20 protein-coding genes are annotated in these 21,199 nt (G+C 48.6%); 2 read left to right on the forward strand and 18 right to left on the reverse strand.

Translation table 11 applies throughout. From position 1 onward, the window contains the following. The first annotated feature begins 577 nt into the window (after positions 1 to 577). Positions 578 to 1,423 (forward strand): DMT family transporter, encoded by an 846-nt coding sequence (locus BUB85_RS07165; protein ID WP_073107566.1) that lies wholly within the window; start codon positions 578 to 580, stop codon positions 1,421 to 1,423. Between the two features lie 122 nt (positions 1,424 to 1,545). Next, entirely contained in the window at positions 1,546 to 1,764 is a 219-nt protein-coding gene (locus BUB85_RS07170) for a hypothetical protein (RefSeq protein ID WP_073107570.1), read from the forward strand. A gap of 144 nt (positions 1,765 to 1,908) precedes the next feature. Here BUB85_RS07170 and fucO read toward each other — a convergent pair whose 3' ends face one another. The 18 genes from fucO to BUB85_RS07260 form a co-directional block, all read right to left on the reverse strand. Beyond that, complete coding sequence (gene fucO, locus BUB85_RS07175; RefSeq protein ID WP_073107573.1) at positions 1,909 to 3,057, reverse strand: lactaldehyde reductase; 1,149 nt, start codon at positions 3,055 to 3,057, stop codon at positions 1,909 to 1,911. Between the two features lie 293 nt (positions 3,058 to 3,350). Next, positions 3,351 to 3,902 carry a TetR/AcrR family transcriptional regulator C-terminal domain-containing protein gene (locus BUB85_RS07180; protein WP_073107576.1) on the reverse strand — a complete coding sequence of 184 codons (552 nt, stop codon included), beginning with the start codon at positions 3,900 to 3,902 and terminating at the stop codon, positions 3,351 to 3,353. A gap of 11 nt (positions 3,903 to 3,913) precedes the next feature. Further along, positions 3,914 to 4,531, reverse strand: coding sequence for a flavodoxin family protein (locus BUB85_RS07185; RefSeq protein ID WP_073107763.1), 618 nt, complete (start codon positions 4,529 to 4,531; stop codon positions 3,914 to 3,916). Between the two features lie 173 nt (positions 4,532 to 4,704). Continuing rightward, positions 4,705 to 5,883, reverse strand: a complete 1,179-nt coding sequence (locus BUB85_RS07190) for an iron-containing alcohol dehydrogenase (protein WP_073107579.1) — start codon at positions 5,881 to 5,883, stop codon at positions 4,705 to 4,707. A 141-nt stretch (positions 5,884 to 6,024) separates the two neighbouring features. Further along, positions 6,025 to 6,333 (reverse strand): AzlD domain-containing protein, encoded by a 309-nt coding sequence (locus BUB85_RS07195; protein WP_073107582.1) that lies wholly within the window; start codon positions 6,331 to 6,333, stop codon positions 6,025 to 6,027. Then, the gene (locus BUB85_RS07200; protein ID WP_073107585.1) at positions 6,330 to 7,049 is read right to left on the reverse strand and encodes an AzlC family ABC transporter permease; all 720 of its coding nucleotides are present in this window, start codon (positions 7,047 to 7,049) and stop codon (positions 6,330 to 6,332) included. Before BUB85_RS07200 ends, BUB85_RS07195 begins: the two co-directional genes overlap by 4 nt. Before the next feature lie 209 nt (positions 7,050 to 7,258). Then, entirely contained in the window at positions 7,259 to 8,203 is a 945-nt protein-coding gene (locus BUB85_RS07205; protein ID WP_073107588.1) for a hypothetical protein, read from the reverse strand. Between the two features lie 232 nt (positions 8,204 to 8,435). Further along, on the reverse strand, positions 8,436 to 9,227 hold the full coding sequence (locus BUB85_RS07210; protein ID WP_073107591.1) for a DeoR/GlpR family DNA-binding transcription regulator: 792 nt from the start codon (positions 9,225 to 9,227) through the stop codon (positions 8,436 to 8,438). Positions 9,228 to 9,253: 26 nt separating this feature from the next. After that, on the reverse strand, positions 9,254 to 9,757 hold the full coding sequence (locus BUB85_RS07215; RefSeq protein ID WP_073107594.1) for a YcxB family protein: 504 nt from the start codon (positions 9,755 to 9,757) through the stop codon (positions 9,254 to 9,256). Between the two features lie 109 nt (positions 9,758 to 9,866). Continuing rightward, positions 9,867 to 10,895 (reverse strand): 2-keto-3-deoxygluconate permease, encoded by a 1,029-nt coding sequence (locus BUB85_RS07220; RefSeq protein WP_073107597.1) that lies wholly within the window; start codon positions 10,893 to 10,895, stop codon positions 9,867 to 9,869. 21 nt (positions 10,896 to 10,916) lie between these two features. After that, complete coding sequence (locus BUB85_RS07225; protein WP_073107600.1) at positions 10,917 to 12,260, reverse strand: four-carbon acid sugar kinase family protein; 1,344 nt, start codon at positions 12,258 to 12,260, stop codon at positions 10,917 to 10,919. Between the two features lie 31 nt (positions 12,261 to 12,291). Further along, positions 12,292 to 13,314, reverse strand: coding sequence for a 4-hydroxythreonine-4-phosphate dehydrogenase PdxA (gene pdxA, locus BUB85_RS07230; RefSeq protein WP_073107603.1), 1,023 nt, complete (start codon positions 13,312 to 13,314; stop codon positions 12,292 to 12,294). A gap of 352 nt (positions 13,315 to 13,666) precedes the next feature. Beyond that, entirely contained in the window at positions 13,667 to 14,104 is a 438-nt protein-coding gene (locus BUB85_RS07235; protein ID WP_073107606.1) for an RpiB/LacA/LacB family sugar-phosphate isomerase, read from the reverse strand. Between the two features lie 133 nt (positions 14,105 to 14,237). Then, on the reverse strand, positions 14,238 to 15,620 hold the full coding sequence (locus BUB85_RS07240) for an MATE family efflux transporter (RefSeq protein WP_073107610.1): 1,383 nt from the start codon (positions 15,618 to 15,620) through the stop codon (positions 14,238 to 14,240). A 57-nt stretch (positions 15,621 to 15,677) separates the two neighbouring features. Further along, positions 15,678 to 16,424 (reverse strand): energy-coupling factor ABC transporter ATP-binding protein, encoded by a 747-nt coding sequence (locus tag BUB85_RS07245; RefSeq protein ID WP_073107616.1) that lies wholly within the window; start codon positions 16,422 to 16,424, stop codon positions 15,678 to 15,680. Positions 16,425 to 16,590: 166 nt separating this feature from the next. Beyond that, on the reverse strand, positions 16,591 to 17,382 hold the full coding sequence (gene cbiQ / locus BUB85_RS07250) for a cobalt ECF transporter T component CbiQ (RefSeq protein WP_073107620.1): 792 nt from the start codon (positions 17,380 to 17,382) through the stop codon (positions 16,591 to 16,593). A gap of 6 nt (positions 17,383 to 17,388) precedes the next feature. Continuing rightward, a complete protein-coding gene (locus BUB85_RS07255; RefSeq protein ID WP_073107623.1) occupies positions 17,389 to 18,387 on the reverse strand; it encodes an energy-coupling factor ABC transporter permease in 999 nt (332 codons plus the stop codon). Positions 18,388 to 18,507: 120 nt separating this feature from the next. After that, positions 18,508 to 21,135 (reverse strand): translation factor GTPase family protein, encoded by a 2,628-nt coding sequence (locus BUB85_RS07260; protein ID WP_084533951.1) that lies wholly within the window; start codon positions 21,133 to 21,135, stop codon positions 18,508 to 18,510. Between the last annotated feature and the right edge of the window lie 64 nt (positions 21,136 to 21,199).

The following is a 21,199-nucleotide window of genomic DNA, read 5'->3' on the forward strand; positions in this document are numbered from 1 at the left end:
TTTGTATTCATTTCATAAATAGGGACAGGTCAAAAGTGCAATTGGGGACGTAGTAAAGTTGCAACTTTACTACGTCCCCAATTGCACTTTTGACCTGTCCCTATTTAAATATTCTATTGTCTATCGGCTTAGCAGCAACAACACATTCGCTCCTCCACTACAAGAATCAAGTTTTGTTTTCTAATAATACACATGCTGTTTCTCCTTTCCTCATTTCCTATCGGCATAGTATGTTTTACTATGTTTCGTATTATATCCCTTATTTCCTAGTTTGTCAATATGTAATTATGTTTTATTTTGAACATCTGTAAGCATTCCCCAACTTCAAGTGCGTAGAGTACTAAGTGGTGGGTAAGGGGGGATGCTTGTTTCAGCAGGGGATTAAAAGCCCCTGCTGAAAGGTAGCGTAGCTGCAGGATGTTCATGAGCAAGTAGCAAAGCGGATTGCGAATGTCCGCTTTACTCTTTTTTGCCGTTGCATTTCTTTTTCTTTCGGATTATACTTTATATTCGGGCGCTGAAATAAAACAATTTTTCAGCATATCTTACATAATAAGAAATGAGGTATCAGACTGTTATGAGTCACAAAAATAAAGGAATCCTGTTAATCATATGTTCGGCATTCTGTTTTGCACTGATGAATGTATTCGTCCGGTTGTCCGGTGATCTTCCTTCTATACAAAAGAGCTTCTTCCGAAATTTCGTCGCTTTAATCTTCGCCTTCATCATGATTCGTAAAAATCATGTCCCTCTGAGACTGGAGCGGCAGAACTGGGTATATATGATCCTGCGTTCCACCTTTGGAACCATCGGTATCCTCTGTAATTTTTACGCCGTTGACCACCTGATGGTATCTGATGCGTCGATGCTGAACAAGCTGTCTCCATTCTTTGTCATCATCTTCTCTTTCCTGCTGTTAAAGGAAAAGGTAAAACCATATCAGGCAATCTGCGTCATCATCGCTTTCCTCGGAAGTCTGTTTGTCATCAAACCGGGCTTCAGCATGAGTGCGGCTCCGGCTTTGATCGGTGCCTGCGGCGGACTCTGTGCCGGACTGGCTTACACCTATGTCCGTATGCTGGGCTCCCGCGGCGTAAAAGGACCGCTGATCGTGTTCTGCTTTTCAAGCTTCTCCTGCCTGGTGACGCTGCCCAGCCTGCTCTTAGATTATCATCCCATGAGCGGCGCACAGATCCTCTGCCTTCTTGGTGCCGGGCTTGCTGCCTCCGGAGGTCAATTCTCCATCACAGCCGCCTACACCTTCGCACCGGCCAGAGACATCTCCATCTACGATTACTCCCAGATCATCTTCGCGACGATCCTTTCCTTCGTAATCCTTGGCCAGATACCGGACGTCTACAGCTTCATCGGATATGCGATCATCATCAGCGCATCCCTGGCAATGTTCCTCCGGCGGGAGTAAGCGTTGGTGTTTTTATTTATTCGCATAATTAATTATACAAAAAAATTGCTCAGGCCTCTGTTCTGACCCTGAAAGAGTTAACAGAAGATGAAAAAATCCAGCTGCAGTGCGAAGCACGGGAAATGTATGAACACACCATGGCATCGGCAGAGCGGTTTGGACGGATTGAGGGGAAGATTGAAGGAAAACGTGAGACAGCCGTAGAAATGCTGCGGGACGGGATGGATGATGCGCAGATCCAAAAATATACTGGTCTGAGTCAGAAGGAAATTGAGGAGATTCGTCATACTGTCAAATTAAAAATAAATTGTAAGCAAAACAGAAAAGGGGCTGTAAAATAATTTCCTAATTAAAAATCGCCAGAACCGGCATTTGCCGGAACTGGCAATTTTTAATATAGAAGCTTTTTTACAGCCCTTTTAATTCTATACGCTCAAACCTCAGAAAGAATCCGGACAAGAACATCGCTGCTTTTTTGTGTTCGGCTAAATCAAAGACTTATACAAAGCCGTAATGTCTTCCACGCTCGTCTCTTTTGGATTTCCCGGTCTGCATGCGTCATCATAAGCGGACTGTGCAAGGAATGGGATATCCTCTTCTTTTACGATTTCTTTCAGGTCTGCCGGAATCCCCACATCCGCAGACAGTTTCTTCACTGCGTCAACTGCCGCTTTTCTGTATTCCTCCTGAGTCATGTTCTCTGTGCCTTCCACGCCCATTACCTGCGCGATATATTTGTATTTATCGCCTGTCGCCTCCGCATTGTATTCCATAACAGTCGGAAGAATGATTGCATTGGCAACACCGTGTGGTGTATCATAGAATGCGCCCAAAGGGTGTGCCATGGAATGTACGATTCCAAGGCCTACGTTTGAGAATCCCATACCTGCAACGTACTGTCCAAGTGCCATGTCCGCTCTGCCCTCCGGCGTGTTGTCTACGGCTGCGCGCAGAGAACGGGAAATAATCTCGATTGCTTTCAGATGGAACATGTCTGACAGTTCCCATGCACCGGCTGTTGTGTAGCCCTCGATGGCATGTGTCAGCGCATCCATACCGGTTGCTGCGGTCAGCCCCTTTGGCATAGAAGACATCATGTCCGGATCCACCACCGCGATGATCGGAATGTCTTTCGGGTCTACACATACCATCTTGCGGCTCTTCTCGACATCTGTGATTACGTAGTTGATTGTCACTTCCGCTGCTGTACCCGCTGTGGTTGGAACTGCAATAATCGGAACTGATTTGTTCTTCGTCGGTGCAACACCTTCCAGGCTTCTCACGTCTGCAAACTCCGGATTGTTAATGATGATACCGATTGCCTTCGCTGTATCCATAGACGAACCACCACCGATGGCGATCAGATAATCTGCACCCGATTTTTTATAAGCCTCCACACCTGTCTGCACGTTCTGAATTGTCGGATTTGGTTTAATCTCAGAATACAGTTCATACGGCAGGCTGTCTTTTTCTAACACATCCAGTACTTTTTTCGTCACGCCAAATTTCACAAGATCCGGGTCTGAACATACAAATGCTTTCCTGAATCCTCTTCCTTTTACCTCTGCTGCAATCTCCTGAATTGCACCAGCCCCGTGATAAGATGTTTCATTCAATACAAATCTGTTTGCCATTTTTTCATTCTCCTTTTCTGTGTTATCCTATTGTTCACGAAACCCTTCAACGGGTCCCACAGGACGACCGGAATCCCCTCCCTGCGTCCTTCGTTTGATATAACTCTAACACTTCCCGGAAATGTAATTCAAGTTACAGACTTACATATATGTAACATTTGTATAACTTTTTTGTAAATTTTCTTAACATTCTCGTAAATATAACCATACACACAAATTTACCCGATATCCCAATGGCCTGGAACAGCGTACCCGGCTGCCCGGAACAGGACAGGCGAAATATGCTGGTGAACCTAGACAAACTCGATCAACAGCTCCTGCAGCTTCATCGGCAGTGCTTCCACCAAAAGTCTGGCCATCTCCTCCGGTGTCTCCTCCGTCTCGTGGATGGCCCAATTCGCCGTCATGGAAATAGACCCCCGGCAGTACATTTCCAACAAAAAACGCACATCCTCCTCCAGCGGTTTTCCCGTCTTCTTCTCGATCACCTCCGTATAAAAATTCAGAATATACTGGTAATCATACTCCATCAGCGAGTTATAGTCCTTGGACTGAAATGCCGCCTTAAAGAAATATTTCTCACTTTTTATAAAGTAAAACTTTTTGATCAGTGCACCTTCCAGCGTCTTCTTCGTGCCCATCTCCTTGAACGAGTCCCTGACCAGAACCTCAAAATACCAGTTTACCAGGGCATATTTATCCTGAAAATGGCGGTAAAATGTCTGTCTTGTCATCCCGCAGTTCTCCACGATGTCCTTGACAGATATCTTATCCAGCGCATCCTTTCGCATCAGCTCTTTGACTGCATCTGCAAATTTATACTTTGTACGTTCTGATGATTCCACAGGCACTCCCCCTATCTGATAAAGTTTGTGTATACCTTCTCATTCTTCGGCGCATTTATGTCGTTCTCTTTCCCCAGCTCGATACATTTCAGAAGCCACGCCATGTTTTTGCCGAGATTGTACATGGTCCGCAGCCCCTCGATATCCTGTGCTACCTGCTCTGGGTTACTCCCATGCACACCGTTCCAATAAGTAGAGGAAACGATCGGCATCTGATTGATGGTGAAATGTTTGTTGACCGCATCAAAAGATGTGGTCAGCCCGCCACGTCTTGCGCTCATGATCGCTGCGCCCGGTTTATGCTGAAAATGTTTTCCACCTGAATAAAATGCACGGTCCAGAACAGACAGCAGTCTGCCGCTTGGATGTGCGTAATAAACCGGTGTTCCGAAAATAAATCCGTCACACGCTGCCGCCTTTTCTGTAAGCACATTTACCACATCGTCAAACACGCATTTTCCAAGTGTTCCGCACTGCCCACAGGCAACACAGTCTGTAATCGGTTTGTTTCCGATGAAGAAGATCTCGGTCTCGACGCCTTCCTCCTGAAGTGCTCTTGCTACCTCGGTCAACGCTGTATAAGTACATCCTTTTTCTCTTGAACTTCCGTTTACTAATAAAACTTTCATATCTATGTCCTCTTTTCTATCGTCTATAGCCCTCCGGCATTGTCCACTTTCTGCTTTGTCAAACGGATACGCCGAATCCTTCGAATCCATTTCACAGCTTCATCGCGGCCTTGCGCGGCCTTGCGCAGTCTTGCTGCTGTCTCATCGTCACAGATCGCTGTCCGTTGTCTGTTCTACCTTGCCGCCTTATAAATCTCAAGCACATCGCCCTGATCCAGTTTCTTCACGACACCGACTGTACGGCCTCCGTCCCAGGAACACTTTCTCGCCATCTCCTGCATCTGCTCCTCCGTTGGATCGATGCCGAGTTCTGTAAGGCTGGTCGGCATCTGTATACTGCGATAAAATGCCTCCATAGCCTCAATTCCCCGTGCGGCGGTCTTCTCTGCCGTCTCCGCAGGCTCAACTCCCAGCACATTTACCGCAAATTTTTCAAAGCGGTCCATTCTCTCCTGACAGACATATCTTGCCCAGCTCGCCCAGACTGCCGCAAGTCCCGCACCGTGGGCAACATCAAACATACCGCCGAGCTCATGCTCCATCTGATGACAGGCCCAGTCTCCGCCGTCAGTCCCGCATCCGGTCAGCCCGTTGTGGGAGAGGCTGCCTGCCCACATCACTTCCGCGCGCGCCTCATAATTTTCCGGATCCGTCAGCAGAATCTTCGCGTTTTTGATTACCGTGCGCATCAGAGCCTCACTGATTCCGTCCGTCATCTCCATGTTGTCCGCCTGGTTAAAGTAGCGCTCCATGGTGTGCATCAGGACATCCGTACAGCCACTCTCAGTCTGATAAGCCGGCAGCGTGTAAGTCAGTTCCGGATTCATCACCGCAAACTTCACTCTGCACAAATTGTTATTGCATCCGCGCTTGAGCCAGCCCGCTTCATTGGTAATGACGGATGAATCGCTCATCTCACTTCCCGCCGCTGCAATAGTCAGCACCACTCCGATCGGCAGACATGCCTGGGGCACACGCACCTTCGCATAAAAGTCCCACACGTCCCCCTCATTCGCGACACCATAGCCAATCGCTTTCGCAGAATCGATGACACTGCCGCCACCGACTGCCAGCACAAAATCCACCTGATTTTCTTTGCACAGCGCGATTCCTTCTCTGACTTTTGACAGTCTCGGGTTCGGCACGACGCCGCCAAGTGTAACATATTCCATGTTCTCCTGCTCAAGAGACCGGCACACGCGATCCAGCAGACCAGATTTTTGGGCACTGTTTCCACCATAATGAACCAGCACCTTTCTGCATCCCTGCTCCTTGATCAATGCACCCAGTTCCTTCTCCGTGTCTTTCCCGAACACCACTTTTGTCGGCGCGTAATACTGAAAATTATTCATGTTCTTCTCCTCCTCGTATTTTGATTTAATCGTCCGTAAGTCCACACGTAAAGCAGACACTCACGATGCGCTTTGCTGCCTGTCTCCTGATTGTCCAGCAGCTTTGCTTATTAGAAACCTTTTCTTATTAGAGATCTTTTCTTATAAAATCAGCTCCACAATATACACCACCGCCACGGCTGTCACCGCAACCTCCACAAGACTCCGGTCAAAATAAGCCATCACCAGCGCTGCCACCGTGCCTGCCGCTGCCGAAATCATGCTGCCTGTAGATGTGAAGATATCTGGAAATGTCAGTGCTCCCAGTACCGCATAGGGCGTATAATCCAGAAATGATTTCACGAACCGGGATTTGATCTGATGCCGGAATAATGTCACCGGGAGCACTCTCGGCACATACGTTACAAGTGCCATAATCACAATATAAATGATCAGTCTGCTCACACTCATGCCACATGCTCCTCACTTTCTTCTTCTTTTGGAAAAAACGCTGCTCCCAGTCCTGCTGCCACCACCGTCGCAATGATGATCCGGAAACCGGAAGAAATCATCTGAAACAGCGGAATGTATTTCAGGGCCGATGTAACCACGACCGCCACAGCCACCACGACCAGCACTGCTCTCGACTTTCTAGCCGGCGGGATGATCAGCGCGATAAACATAGCATACAACGCAATCCCCATGGCATTCTGCAGGCTGACCGGAATCACCTCCGACATGCAGCACCCCAGAATCGTCCCCAGATTCCATCCCACGATCGGCATACTGATCAATCCCATCATATAGCTGGACGTCAGCTGCCCCGGCTGCATGGACGCCACCACAAATGTCTCGTCGGTAATTCCGAAAGCAAAAATCATCCGTTTCCAGATTGGAATCCGGCTCTCAATTTTCTGAGAGAGAGAAAGCGACATCAGCATATAACGCAGATTGATCACAAACACCGTCAGTCCCATCTCAAAATAAGCCGCACTCGCCATGATCAGACTGGCCCCCGCAAACTGTCCCGCTGACGTCAGATTGGTCAGCGAGATCAGAATGACCGTCCAGACCGGCAGCCCCCCGGACACCGCCATAAATCCAAATGTAAATGACACGGGCAGATATCCCATGAAAATAGGAATCCCGTGTTTCACTCCCTGCATAAAATGATTGTTAGAATCCATACCAAAAATCCCCTCTTTTATCCTCTGTATTTCTTATCCTTCCGGCAGCCAGTCCTGCGAGAGGCGGATGCCCAAACGCCACATCCGACTGCATCTACTCGTCCCCGGCTGTATCTGTTCGACTCCCCCCGGTGCGTTTCGTCTCCGGCTGCACATACTCATCCCCGGTGCACTCCGTCTCCGGCTGCATTGCTCGTCTCCGACTGCATCTACTCGTTCCCGGCGCGCTCCGCCTCCGGCTTCATCTGCTCATCCCCAGCGCACTCCGCCTCCGGCTGCACATGCTCGTTCCCGGTGCGCTCTGCCTCCAGACGTATCTGCAGCGCCAGATAATCCCGATCCTCAGCCTTCCGCTGCGGAATGAACCGTCTCGCGACTCTGCCCTCTCCCTTGCTTCTTACATAGAAGAAACCAATCACGGAGAAAACGACCGCACCGACAAAGTTCACGAACATATCCTTCATGGTATCCAGCAGTCCGATGTCAAGATATCCTCCCAGTCCAAGCGATTCTCCGTTCACCGCCGCGTCCGAGATCTGGTCAATGTGGCCGACCACATTACTTCCTGCCGGACTCAGCATCACACTGCTGATGGAATGTATAATCGTGTCCTTCTGCATGTCCAGATGAAAAAACAGATCCATCGCACACTCAAAAAATTCCCACAACACCCCAATCGTCATGGAAAAACAGAAGGCTACGATTGCCAGAAATACGGGTGACAGATCAAAGGTCAGCCGTTCACTGTCATTGAGCAGCACCGCGAGCGAAAACCCGATGGCCGCCGCGAGAAACCCGTTCAGCGTATGCAGAATCGTATCCCAGAGGGGAATCAGTTCATAGAATGCATTGATTTCTCCCAGAATCTCCGCCGCAAATATAAACAGCAGAATGATGATTTCCAGTGTCGTCGGCAGTTCGATCTTGAGCTGCACCTGTATGAGGCTTGGCAGCATCAGCAGGAGCAATGTCAGGATACACAGAAAAAAGCCTTCGTAATTCCCCAGAAAAAACTGGCGGATCATGCTTGCTATGACGATGATCCGCAGCATGGAATACACGATAAACGAGCTTTTGTGTTCCCGCAGTTCCATTTTTACTGCTGCACGGTAATCCTTTCGTCTGTCCTTTAATGTTCTCTTTTCTTTTTTCATATTTTTTAACCGTTTCTTTCTTTTGCTTGTGTCGTAAACCTGAATTGTCTCTTATCGTCCGCATGAAGATCCACCGACGAAATCGGCAGCCTTGTACCGCTTTTCTCTTCCAGGTTTCCCACTGTCCTACTCTCCTATTTTGCTTGTTTCTAAAGTAAATGTCAAGAAAAACAGCACCCGAAAGGTGCTGTTGAAGAGCTCAATAAAATATAAGATCACAGAAGCAGGATCGTCATGCTATTACAAGGTTCAGATTTTCATTTTCCGCCTGCTTTAAATCCTCACTTGAAATTGCGTCGTCGGTAATTACGGTCCGAACAGCATCCAGTGGGCAGACCACCGACAGATAGCCCCCTCCGAACTTGCTACTGTCAGCAAGAACGTAAGTCTCCTTTGCCGCTCCGATGATTGCTTTTTTCACTTCCATCTGCAGCGTTGCCACGGAAGTGAAACCAACCTCAAAATTAATCCCGTGAACACCGATAAAGGCCTTATCCACATGAAACTGACCGATGTTGCGCACAGCCCAGTCACCCAGGGTCGCAGGAAGATGCCCCCCCGCATAACCACCAACATAACCGCACACCATAAAAAGCTCCACGTGGTCTGAAGTCATCAGAATGTTACCTGCGGGCAGGGAATTTGTCACCACGATCACCCGCTTTTCCGGATGATTTCTGATATGTTCCGCAAGATAATAACTTGCAGAAGCATCGTCTATGATGATGGTGTCCCGATCTTTGATAAACGCATACGCGCAGGCAGCAATTTTTCTTTTGCGCTCTGCGTGTCTCTGCAGACTCTCCATCTCACAGTTCTTATATGGCTCCGGGTTCTGCTCTGCGGACTCCGCCGGCACTGCGCCGCCATGTACCCTGACCAGCAGGCCTTCTTTATCCATCAACCGGATATCATTGCGCACAGTTACTTCCGAACACTGAAATCTCTTACTTAAGTCCGCAACACGAATTTTCCCATGTTTTTTCAATTCCTGCAGGATAATCTCCCTACGTTCTTCCCTCATTCTGCCTGACCTCACAATGCTATTTACTAACGAATCTTGATTTTTTCTCTGGAGACATGAGCTGTAATCACATTCATAACCTTCATAAACTTATCTCCAAACTGCTGTTTTGGTATAATTAATGCATTCTCTGATTCATAGTATACCCCTATTGTCTTTGGTGTTGCAACGACCTTTTCAATCTGATCCCATGCAATTTCCTTCTCAGACGTTTCCTGACATACTCTGATTCCGTTTTCGCAGAAAGTATATTCTTTCGGATCCCGAAATTCCGGATTAGTATTCATCTGCTTCTTTGCCCTGCGTTTCAGACCGATCGGGGTATAAAGAAGAAATGCGATCCCCGCCACCAGATAAAACAAAAACTGAAGCGGCGATGCCTTGCCGGTGATCAACATGATAATTCCCATAAAAATAACAGCTGTTCCTAATATATTTACCAGAAAACCGGCAAACTTTGAATATGTGTGATATAAAATAAAATCAAACAATGCGTCCTCTGTCAATTGAACCGTCAATTTTTCTTCCATTATAAATCAATGCTCCTTTTCCATACATTCTATCGTTTGTATTGAAAAGTCCTCTATGTATTGTACCATACAAGAGGACTTTTTTGCGAGTTTTCCTATTTAAAAATAATTATTTTGCTGCGACTGCTCCCTTTTCTGCTGCCCATCCTTCCGGAGAATAGATTCCCTTACGTTTCTTCTGCATCTGCTTATCCAGGAACGCCAGAATGAACGGACACAAGAACAATGTGATGATCGATGCGGTTGCGCACTGTGCTGTCGCCATATCCACATATCCGGCCATAGACGGATCTGCTTCAGCTACCGCTGCCGGTGTCATCGCCGAGTTCAAAGCGGTTGTTCCTACAGCTGCTCCCATTGCATTTCTCTCTTTTTTCGGTAACAAGATCTGGAATACAAAGAAGAAAATAAATGCAGTTGCTGCTGAGATCAGTCCGAGAACAATACCGGATGCTCCAGCCGTGATCAACGTTTTCACCTCTGTCTTTGAACCGATTGAAATTGTCATAAAAAATGTGACGATCGGCTGCGCCTGGGCACATGCTTTTTTGAAACCTGCATCCACATTTCCCCAGATAAAACCGATCAAAAGTGGAACCAGCACACATACCAGACTCATAAACGGAATGGACGCAAGCCCCGTCGCCCCAAGTGCCACCAGTGTAAAGAACGGACCGTCATTCAGTGACAGGATCGAGATTGCACCCGTATCTGTAGCATTACCAAACTGTGAGGACAGAGAAATGTACAGAGATCCGTTTGAGTTTGTGATTGCTGCGATGATTACGAACGGGGTCAGGCCAAGGAACCCACTCGGCCCACAGATCTTGCCCACTGCAAGTCCGAGCAGTACACCGAAAACAAACTTCATCCCCGTAAGCGCAACACCTTTGTAAAGTGGAAGACCTACCTGTTTCACATTGATTGCCGATCCGCAGATAATCAGGAACAGACCCATCATTGCCGAGTTTCCGTCATAGAATAACGCGGTTACATATCCGCCGATCTGGAATACGCCCGGACAAAATGTTGCAAGAACTACAGCGATAACCAAAGGGATAATTACAAGACCTCCCGGCATCTTTTTCATTTTATTTAATAAATCCAAATCTTTTTTTGTGACTTTTTCTTCACTCATTTTTCATCCTCCTCCAGGTTCTTACGCTCTCGCTGCCTCTTTAAAAAGGCGATCCACAATATCACATGCCGTATGGTCATTTCCGGTCAGACCGCCTTTTCCAATCGCCGGAAGTCCATCATAGTTGCCGATAAGCCGCGTCACATCTGTCTGCGGGATCACATAGTCTATGACCTCCAGGCATTGCACCCCAAGCTGGTAACATACATTTACCATCGTATCTCCACCTGTCGTGTAAATGCCGGCCACTCTGTCCTGTCCCACCTGCTCCAGCACCTGTGAAATAATCGTCCCCAATCCTGCATTGATACGGTCAGCGCTCATTCCACCGGCATAGTTTCGCTTCGCGTCCTCCTCATCCAGATTCAGCAGTTCTCCGTGGAGTGCTGTCTCGAAAAGAATCGCGCGTGGCGGGTTGTCTGAATCCAACAGCTCCACTGCTCTGTTGATCGCCTTGAACGCTTCGTCCAATGCAGTTTCGCTACCTTCTATCAGTGGGATCGGCTCCACGCTGATGCGCACATGTCTTGGATCTTCACACAAAATACCCATCTGTTTTTTTGTGACAGGTGTAGCACTGCCCGCAGCAATCAATACTGTTTTTCCACTTCCTTCAGCCGATCCTTCTGGAACATTTGGCTCCTCTTCTCCAATCAGACCTCTGTTGAATGCCAGCTTTGCCGTAAACGGCCCCGGATCTACGGTCAGAATATTCCATTTCAGCTGAATACATGATTTTGCGATCACATCCACATCCTCCAGTGTGATTGCATCCACCACGATCACTTCACATCCTGCCGCGCGTTCCGCCAACAGCTTTTCAGACACTGCATCCTCACCTGCAAGAACTTTGTCCAAAGCCACCAGTCCGACTTTTCGTTTTGTCTGTTTTGCAAGAAGTTTCGGTATGTAATTTTCTGTCACCGGTGTGCGCACGTCATGTGCAACCGGCGTATTGATCAGGGCAACTCCATCAATCACCGAATACCCACCAACCAATATCCGCCTGGACTGCGGCATGGCCGGAACCACCACTGCAACTGTGTCATCCAGTTGGTCCAGCATGGCATCGATCTCCACACCAATTCCACCGCGCAGCGTCGTATCTATACGTTTCTGAAAGTGCTTCACGCCCATTCTCTTTAAGGTCAGTGTCGCTGATTTCACTTTCTCATATGCCTCATCTGCCGGAAGTGGTCTGCTGTTGCTACTAATCATTATGGTCTCTAACTCATCCAGTCCTTTCGCATTTTCCGCAGCCTCCTCATTAAAAAACACAGCCGTTCTTGCCTTTGATCTGGCCAGCAATACCCCAGTCGTTGTCGCCCCTGTCAGATCATCGGCGATTCCTCCGATTAATGGCATTTTTTATTCCTCTCTTTCCGGTTAATCTACACTATCTGGCATCTCTTTCATGCTGTTTCGCAGCATATTCCGCAACCACTTTCGTTGATTCGATCAGGCTGACCGATCCGGCAATTCCTTTTCCGGCAATGTCAAATGCAGTTCCGTGATCCACCGAGCTTCTGATAAACGGAAGGCCAAATGTCAGAGTTACTGATTTTTCGAAATCAAGTGTCTTACATGCAATATGTCCCTGGTCATGGTACAGTGAGAGGATTGCGTCAAACTTACCGGATTTTCCGATGTTAAATACAGAGTCTGCCGGACACGGTCCAATTGCATTGATCCCCATCTCCTGCGCTGCCTTTACTGCCGGCTCCAGTTCGGTCTGCTCTTCCGTGCCGAAAAGTCCGTCATCACCGTTATGTGGATTCAGTCCCGCAACTGCAATCAGTGGATTTTCTATTCCGACTTTGCGGAGCTCTTTGTCAATATTGATTACATTTTCGAGAACTACTTCTTTCGTTGCATAGTGACACGCATCTACCAGCGACATGTGGCGGCTCACGAAGAATACTCTCAGTTTATGGCAGGAGAACATAGTCAGTGCGTAGGGTGAATTGGTCTGATTCTGGTAGATTTCTGTGTGCCCCGGCTCCTTGACTCCAACAAGCTTTATTGCGCCTTTGTGGATCGGTGAAGTGGATACTGCATCTATTTTTCCTTCTTTTCCCAGTTCAATGGATTTCATGATCCAATCGATTGCCATTTGCCCTGCCAATGCCTGAACCTTGCCCCATTCAATGGAATCGGTATCGTAATCGCCGGTCTCGATGATATCTATGGTTCCATATTCGTATTTTGCTTCGCCAGGTTCTGATATTTTGTTGTATTTCAGTTCTTTTCCCAACACCTTTGCCGCTTTGTCCATAATTGCGATGCTTCCGATCATAAATGGACGGCAGACCTCATGAACTTCCTTATCCAGCATTGTACCCACACAGATTTCCGGGCCGATACCTGCCGGATCTCCCATTGTTATCGCTGTGACTGGTCTGAATTTCTCATTGCTCATCTTTTCTTTTCCTTTCGTTTTACTTTCGTTTATAGTTTCGTTTTTCTTTCTTTATATTATCCTTTTATTTTGTTTTTTGCAATCATTTTTTCTATTTTTGTCACTTCGCACAGTTTATTGTATTTATTTTTGTGCACTTTAACAATTGTTTTAGTTTTCTATTTTCGTTCTACTTTCGTTTTTTGTTTTTTGTTTTTTGTATTTTTTGTTTTCGCATTTTTCACGGTAGAAGCAAAAGTTCTGCCTGTGGTACAAAAAAAGACCATTGCCCCAGCAACAGTCTCTCTTGTCATATTCTATTTTTTAGATATCAAACTCGTAAATCTGCAGACTTTCCGCAGCCTAATACCGCTTAGTGCGTCGCCTCATAATTCACATACGCATCCACCTTCGGGCCGGATCTCTCTGTATACTCATAAGTGCACTCCAGATAAGCCTGAATCAGTTCTTTCGCAAGCATATTGCCTGTAACCTGTGAACCAAGCGTGATAATATTGCAATTGTTAGAAAGGCATGCGCGTTTTGCAGAATATACATTCAGTACATTTGCCGCATATGCTCCTTTTACCTTATTCGCTGCAACCATCACACCGATCCCTGTTCCGCAGAACAATACGCCACGGTCATACTTCTTTGCTGCAACCGCCTCGCCCACTGCAAACGCAACATTGGCATAAATCGGATCATCAGAGCCAAAATCCTCTACTTCATGACCAAGACTTTTTATAAATTCAATCATCTCTTCTTTATACGCCTGAGCGTTTGGATCACATCCTACTGCTATTTTCATCTTTCATCCTCCTGATTTGTTATATGTATAAAACGATTTCTGACATCATCTTATCACCGCAGCACGGAAATAGCAACTAATATCCTGTCTACTTTTGATATTTTTTTGTGCATTTTTCCAAAGAAAATACTTTTTACTCCCTGGTCACGTTGTTCAGCCACTTATAAGAGCGGTATCTTTTTATGGAAAATGGGAGCTTCACAATCTCATCACTCACCAGGCAGACATAGACTGCCATCACCGGCCATTTGAATACAAATGCAGCCAGTGAACCCATTACAATCGAGAATCCCCACAGTGTTCCCATGTCGATTAGCAGACCTACCTTCGAGTCCCCGCCTGCACGGAAGATTCCTACGATCAGGATGGTGTTGATGCTCTGCCCAAAGCAGAAGTAGCTCATCACATAGGTCATGTTATGAAGATATGCTCTGGCCTGGTCACTGAGTGTCAGGAAACTTCCCGCGACCGGCATCACGATCAGAATAATTACGGCACCGAACAATCCCAGGATCACCGCCATCTTCACGAATCGTTTTGCATAGATTCTTGCAAGCTCTGTCTTTCCCTCGCCGATGGTCTTGCCCACCAGGATCGAAGTCGCCCCCGCCACACCAAAGGACAGGATCATGGCCATCTGTCGTCCCACCTGGATCACCGAGTTGGCCGCAACTGCCGCCTGGCCGAGCCTCCCGACGATTGCCGTCACGGTCGCCATGCCACACCCCCATGCCAGCTCGTTTAGAATTACGGGCATCGCGTATGTCATGAAATCATGATTCAATTCCTTATTCTTTACAAACAGCATCTTCGGCTGAAATTTCAGAACCGGATTAAACTTTCGGTCGTAAACGATCACGATCAGCAATTCCACGACCCGCGCCATCACCGTACCCAGCGCGGCTCCCCGGATTCCCATGGCCGGACAGCCCAAAAGTCCGAAGATAAAGATCGCATTTAAAACAATATTTACCATCAAAGATGTCCCGTAAACCACCGTAGAGATGACCACCTGTTCCACGCCGCGGATCAGGTTCGTATATACCATCGGAATCATGGCGATGATATAGGAGCAGGCAATGATTCGCAGATACTTCACTCCTTCCGCGATCACGACCTGCTCATTCGTAAATATGCGCATGATCTGCCCCGGAAACGCGAGCACCACCACCGTAAATATTGCGGCGATGATAAAGCCCACTCTGAGTGTAATTCCCATGATCTGTTCAATTGCTTCGATGTTTTTTTTGCCCCAGTACTGCGCCACCAGGATCATTGCCCCTGATGTCAGTCCGAAAAAGATCAGTGACATCACAAAGTACGCCTGACCTGCCAGAGAGGACGCGGACAATGCCGTCTCTCCCACCTTGCCCAGCATGACTACATCCGCCGTGGACACGCTGACATTGATCAGATTCTGCAGCGCCAGCGGCAGAACCAGCGAGAAGACAGATTTGTAGAAGTTCTGTTTATTCTCTTTTGTTTCTATTATTTTTGTGTTTGTTTTCGTATTCATTTTCCCCAACTCTCAATTTTACCTGTTTTAATTGTTTCTATTTTTCATCCTGTGTACTCACTGCTGCGGTTTCCTTTCCTGCAGCCCCAGCGGCAGTTCCAGTCCGTTTTTCTCCAACAGCTCCCGATCCTTAAGAATCTCCATCACGTCCCCGTCCTTCACGATCTTTCCGTCCGACATCAGGATCACCCTGCTGCAGGTGTCCATCACCATGTCCAGGTCATGGGATGCGATGATCTTTAGGTGATCGAACTGGTTCAGGATGTGGATCAGATTTCTGCGGTTTCGCGGATCCAGCGCGATTGTCGGCTCATCCATCAGGATGATATCCGGTGTCATCGCCAGAATGGTCGCGATGGAGACCAGCTTTTTCTCCCCGCCCGACAGCTTGTAGATGGATTTTTCACGGAGATGCCCGATTTCCGTCATCTGCATCGCGTGCTCCACACAGCGGACCACCTCTTCCTCCGGCAGGCCATAGTTTCTCGGTGCAAACGCAATGTCCTCATAGACATTGTTCATAAACAGCTGGCTGTCCGAGTCCTGGAAGACGTATCCAATCTTTTCCCGGATCTTCGGCAGCATTTCCGATGACACCGGAATTTCTTCCACCCGGATACTTCCCTCGTAGCCTGACTCCAGCCCCACCAGGAGTTTCAGCAGCGTGGATTTTCCGACCCCGTTGGCACCAATCAGGCCGATGCAGTCACGCTCTCTGGCAGTGAAGGTGATGTCATCGAGTATTTTTTTATTCTTTTCATATGAAAAATTCACATGTTCCATGTCAATATGTATGTGACTCATTAATTTCCCTCGATTCTTATTTTGATCGTCCGTAAGCAGCCCGCCCTGGCGGTTTTCATTTGGGGACAGGTCAAAAGTGCAATTGGGGACGTAGTAAAGTTGCAACTTTGCTACGTCCCCAATTGCACTTTTGCACTTTTGCTCTTTCTATTCCCATTATGCCATATCATGAATTAAAGTACATGAAAACCGGCAAGTATTTTATTGCCAGCAGCACAACAATCCATGCCACCAGAAACAGATAGTCCTTCCCGCTGCAGTGCTCCATGTTTGAATAGTGAAACTCCCCGCGGTATCCGCGCAGCATCATGCTCTCGTAAACCGCATTGGCCCGGTCGATACTACGCAGCAGCAGCTGACCCACCAGCGGCCCCCAGACTTTAAACTGCACGCCTTTCTGGTTCGGTGCGCGCAGAAGATAGGCCTGCATGATCGTGTTCGCCTCCTTCAGCAGCACGCTGATGTAGCGGTAGGTCAGAAGAATCTGAGTCACCAGAACCGCCGGAATATGCAGCTGTCTCAAGGCATAACAGATTTTCTCAATGGTCGTGGTCGCAATCAGCAGATAGGATGCCAGCACGGTGAGAATCCCTTTGATCATCAGCGTGACCATGGATATCACTCCGCTCGTGACCGAAATGCTGCCGACGTTAAAAACCACCTGCCGATCAAAAAACGGATTAAAGATTCCCACCACACAGACCAGCGGCAGGATAATTCGCAGCCGTCTGATACTGTCTTTAAACGATACCTCTCCCAGCATGAACATAACGATGGGATAGGCCCCCATCAGCAAAATTCCAGACAAGTTGTACTTCGACAGTGACACGACGACCGCAATATAAAAAACCGTAACAACAAGTTTAACCAGTGGATGAATTTTGTTCACCCACTGGTCTCTCGTCGCTACCATATTCATATGATCGATCTCGTAATATGCTCCGCTTAATTTGCTCATTTTACTCTAGGCACTCTTTTTCTTTCTTGTAGTGCTGATAATATAACACACTCCCGCGCAAACCACAAGTACTACGCAGGAACCAATAATTCCGGAAAATGAAGTTCCAAGCCCCGACTCAGACCCCTTAAACTGATAATCCGGTAAAAGTGCCGTAGTCTCCTGTACGGATTCCGCAGTATTGTAAACACTCTTCTTTGCCGCATCCAGTTCCGTGGAACCGGTGATTCTCTCTATGGACCATTCCAGTCCGTCGGGATGGGAGGATGCGAACAGCGAAAGTCCGCCGCCGATCAGCAGCATAACAACTGCCAGCACTCCGAGAGTTTTCTTAAAAGAAAACTTCTCCCGCTTTCCTGCTACATTTGCCCGGTAGAGCATCTCCGGCCTTGCCTCGTAAACAAACACCAGCACCGCCGCTGTGATCAGACCTTCCACCAATCCGATTGCCAAGTGAATCGGCTGCATGGTCCCCGCAAACACGGAAAACGGTAAATCCGTGATTCCCGAGAACAGGGTTTCGATGGATACACTGAATGCTCCGAGCTGCAGCGTCACCACCGAACCGATGATGGATGCCGCTATGATCTTCCCTCTGCTGGTGGTCTTTTTCATCATCGGACGCCATACCAGGAAATACCCGAGAAAGCATCCGTAAAATGCCATATTCCACACATTGCACCCCAACGCCAGAAGTCCTCCGTCCGCAAACATCAGACACTGGATCAGAAGCACACCGATCATCGTCAGAAATGCGGCGTAGGGTCCCAGCAGTGCTGTCAAAAGCATGCCGCCGCAGAGATGCCCGGAGGATCCGGTTCCCGGAATTGTAAAATTGATCATCTGTGCCGCGAACACAAATGCCCCCATTACCCCCATCACCGGAACCTTCTTCGGGTCCGCCTCCAGATGTACTTTTTTAATCGAATATCCGGCCGCAATCGCTGAGGCCGCATACATGGTTCCCGCCACCGCAGGTGCTACCAGTGCGTCTGCCATATGCATAAGTCATTTCCTCCTTCAAGTATCCTCTAATAAGTTTTATTCTAACTTAGTATAGCAGAGACGTCATACGTGCGAGAAGCCTACCGGGGGGTTATTTTTTATCTATTCTGTCCATCTGTTTTATTCATCTGCTCCATACTTTTCCTGCCGAGACGGATTTCCCTTCACCTGATCCATATTTTTCCTGCCAAGACGGATTTCCTCCATCTGCTCCGCAAGTTCCTCTGGCATGTGATCGAACAGATAATTGGAACTCTTTTCTTTCCCCTGCGGATTGTCGATATGCGCCTCGCGGATCTCCCGGTTCGTCCGCGCGATCTCTTCCTTCAGTTCTCTCGAAGACAACAGAAAACACCCTTTGCTTCGAATGATGACCTGCTCCGTTCCATCGGACGTGGCTACCGTGACGTGATATTTTCTGCCCATCTCGTGGGCCGCTTTTTCAATGTACTGGTCCGCCGTCTCCGCCTCCTGCGTGAAAACGACCTGAATGTTGTGATACTCTTCCACTTCCTCCACATGGCCCGGGATCTTGTACGCATCGAACACGACAATCAGATGGCACTGTCTGAAGCCCTGATAATTACAGAGAATGTCCTGCAGCTTCAGGCGCGCCGCATCCAGGCTGATCTCCGCCAGCTCCTTCAGCTCGTCCCACGCAAAGATCACGTTATAGCCATCCACCAGAAGATATTCCTTCAGCGGCGGTTTTTTGTCCGGGTTATAAATGACCTCCACAGGCTTCGGTTTCTTTTTGTCAAAAGAAACTTTTTTTGCCGCCTTACTCTCTGGTTTTTTCTTCGGTAAGATAGTCTGCACGTAGATTTCGTCCAGCTCATCCTCGGTCAGGCGGATGTTGGAGCCGTGGCTCTTTGGCATGACATGCTCCAGAGTGTTGTCCATATGCATGTACTCTTCCACTTCATCCCACGACACCACGAATCCGGCTCCGTGTGCGCAAAAGACCGACCCGGTCGGGTTCTCCAGATCCATTTCCGGCTGGTAGTTCCTTGCTGTGATGACCTCCTGTGCGTTGTGGCACGGGCGGTATCCACTCAGTGAGCAGGACATCTTCCCGCGGCCGCTGGTGTAAGCCTGCAGCTCCTTCTGGTAATTCTGCATGGTCGCTACCGGCGCGATCCCCTGCAGAATGGACATTTCCCCCTCCTGTTCCGGCGGTTCCATGGTTCCGCACATGCGCTCCACATCGGACATGGCACGGCCGATCATCTCCGTCGGCACCTCTAACCGATATGCATAGCAGGGTTCCAAAAGCACCGCCGCATCCTGCGCTCTCGCACTCATCAGCCCCTGTCTTACCGCCCGGTACGTGGCCTGGCGGAAGTCGCCGCCCTCGGTGTGCTTAAGATGTGCCTTGCCGGAAGTCAACGTAATGTTCATGTCCGTGATATGGGCTCCAGTCAACACCCCCACATGCTCCCGCTCCTCCAGATGGGTCAGAATCAGCCTCTGCCAGTTGCGGTCCAGCACATCCTCGCTGCACTTTGTATGGAAGACCATCCCACTCCCCGCTTCGCCCGGCTCCAGCAGCAAATGGACCTCGGCATAGTGGCGGAGCGGCTCGAAGTGACCCACTCCTTCCACCGCCCTGGAGACGGTCTCTCTGTACATGATTTTCCCTGCGCCGAACTCGACCCACACACCAAATCTTTTTTTGATCAGATACTGCAGGATCTCGGTCTGCACCTCTCCCATGAGCTGGGCCTGGATCTCCCTGAGATTTTCATTCCAGACGATGTGGAGCTGCGGCTCTTCCTCCTCCAACTCCTTCAGCTTTCCGAGCATCACATTGGCGTGTACATTTTCCGGGAGAATGATCCGGTAAGTCAAAACAGGCTCCAGTACTGGAATCTCCGAATCCGGCTCCGCGCCGATTCCCTCCCCGGGAAATGTCTGCGTCAGCCCGGTGACCGCACAGACCGTCCCCGCCTGCACCTCCGGCACCGCTTCAAAAGCCGCCCCCGAATAAATACGAATCTGGTTGACCTTCTCTGCGGCATCTGTCAGCACATCCTTCACCTTCAGTGTCCCGCCGGTCACCTTCAGATACGTGAGTCTGGTTCCATTTTCATCCCTTGCGATCTTGTAGACCCTGGCCCCAAACTCTTTGGGATATTCCCGTGACTTCGCGTACATCCGCAGTCCTTCCAGCAGTTCCATCGCTTTCTTGTCCTTGTCCGAAGCCGCACCTGTGTCTGTCATACTGCCCGCGCCGCCCGGCCGCACTTCATTGATTATCTCCATCAGGCCCGGCGTAAATTCCTGGCATCCCTCGCCCAGACGTTCCTGCAGCTGCTCCAGAAGCTTTTCTTTATTTGTTCCGTCCTGATCCATCTTATTTATAAAAAGAAACGTCGGAATTTCATGACGTTTCAGCAGTCTCCACAAAGTCTCCGTGTGCCCCTGTACACCATCTGCCCCACTGACCACAAGAACCGCATAATCCAGTACCTGGAGCGTCCGCTCTGTCTCGGCCGAGAAGTCCACGTGCCCCGGCGTATCAAGCAGCGTGATCTCCATATCCTCATATGTAAGCTGTGCCTGCTTGGAAAAAATCGTGATTCCGCGGCTCCTTTCCATCTCATCATTGTCCAGGAACGCATCCCTCGTGTCCACACGTCCCAGTCTGCGGGTCGTTCCCGTAATATACAGCATCGCCTCAGACAATGTCGTCTTCCCCGCATCGACATGGGCAAGGATTCCGATATTTATTTTTTTATTCTGCATCACAAATCTCCTTCGGCTGTTTTCATCATCCATTCTAAAACCGCTTCCTGTAGCCCGCCGGTGA

The sequence above is a fragment of the Hespellia stercorisuis DSM 15480 genome (assembly GCF_900142165.1).
In the GTDB taxonomy this organism is placed as follows: Bacteria; Bacillota; Clostridia; order Lachnospirales; family Lachnospiraceae; genus Hespellia; species Hespellia stercorisuis.

Bases quoted from the DNA above. Each gene is read 5' to 3' on its own strand.
- BUB85_RS07165 (WP_073107566.1), top strand. From the start codon at position 578: ATGAGTCACAAAAATAAAGGAATCCTGTTAATCATATGTTCGGCATTC.
- BUB85_RS07170 (WP_073107570.1), top strand. From the start codon at position 1,546: ATGTATGAACACACCATGGCATCGGCAGAGCGGTTTGGACGGATTGAG.
- fucO (WP_073107573.1), bottom strand. From the start codon at position 3,057: ATGGCAAACAGATTTGTATTGAATGAAACATCTTATCACGGGGCTGGT.
- BUB85_RS07185 (WP_073107763.1), bottom strand. From the start codon at position 4,531: ATGAAAGTTTTATTAGTAAACGGAAGTTCAAGAGAAAAAGGATGTACT.
- BUB85_RS07190 (WP_073107579.1), bottom strand. From the start codon at position 5,883: ATGAATAATTTTCAGTATTACGCGCCGACAAAAGTGGTGTTCGGGAAA.
- BUB85_RS07195 (WP_073107582.1), bottom strand. From the start codon at position 6,333: ATGAGTGTGAGCAGACTGATCATTTATATTGTGATTATGGCACTTGTA.
- BUB85_RS07200 (WP_073107585.1), bottom strand. From the start codon at position 7,049: ATGGATTCTAACAATCATTTTATGCAGGGAGTGAAACACGGGATTCCT.
- BUB85_RS07205 (WP_073107588.1), bottom strand. From the start codon at position 8,203: ATGAAAAAAGAAAAGAGAACATTAAAGGACAGACGAAAGGATTACCGT.
- BUB85_RS07210 (WP_073107591.1), bottom strand. From the start codon at position 9,227: ATGAGGGAAGAACGTAGGGAGATTATCCTGCAGGAATTGAAAAAACAT.
- BUB85_RS07215 (WP_073107594.1), bottom strand. From the start codon at position 9,757: ATGGAAGAAAAATTGACGGTTCAATTGACAGAGGACGCATTGTTTGAT.
- BUB85_RS07220 (WP_073107597.1), bottom strand. From the start codon at position 10,895: ATGAGTGAAGAAAAAGTCACAAAAAAAGATTTGGATTTATTAAATAAA.
- BUB85_RS07225 (WP_073107600.1), bottom strand. From the start codon at position 12,260: ATGCCATTAATCGGAGGAATCGCCGATGATCTGACAGGGGCGACAACG.
- pdxA (WP_073107603.1), bottom strand. From the start codon at position 13,314: ATGAGCAATGAGAAATTCAGACCAGTCACAGCGATAACAATGGGAGAT.
- BUB85_RS07235 (WP_073107606.1), bottom strand. From the start codon at position 14,104: ATGAAAATAGCAGTAGGATGTGATCCAAACGCTCAGGCGTATAAAGAA.
- BUB85_RS07240 (WP_073107610.1), bottom strand. From the start codon at position 15,620: ATGAATACGAAAACAAACACAAAAATAATAGAAACAAAAGAGAATAAA.
- BUB85_RS07245 (WP_073107616.1), bottom strand. From the start codon at position 16,424: ATGAGTCACATACATATTGACATGGAACATGTGAATTTTTCATATGAA.
- cbiQ (WP_073107620.1), bottom strand. From the start codon at position 17,382: ATGAGCAAATTAAGCGGAGCATATTACGAGATCGATCATATGAATATG.
- BUB85_RS07255 (WP_073107623.1), bottom strand. From the start codon at position 18,387: ATGCATATGGCAGACGCACTGGTAGCACCTGCGGTGGCGGGAACCATG.
- BUB85_RS07260 (WP_084533951.1), bottom strand. From the start codon at position 21,135: ATGCAGAATAAAAAAATAAATATCGGAATCCTTGCCCATGTCGATGCG.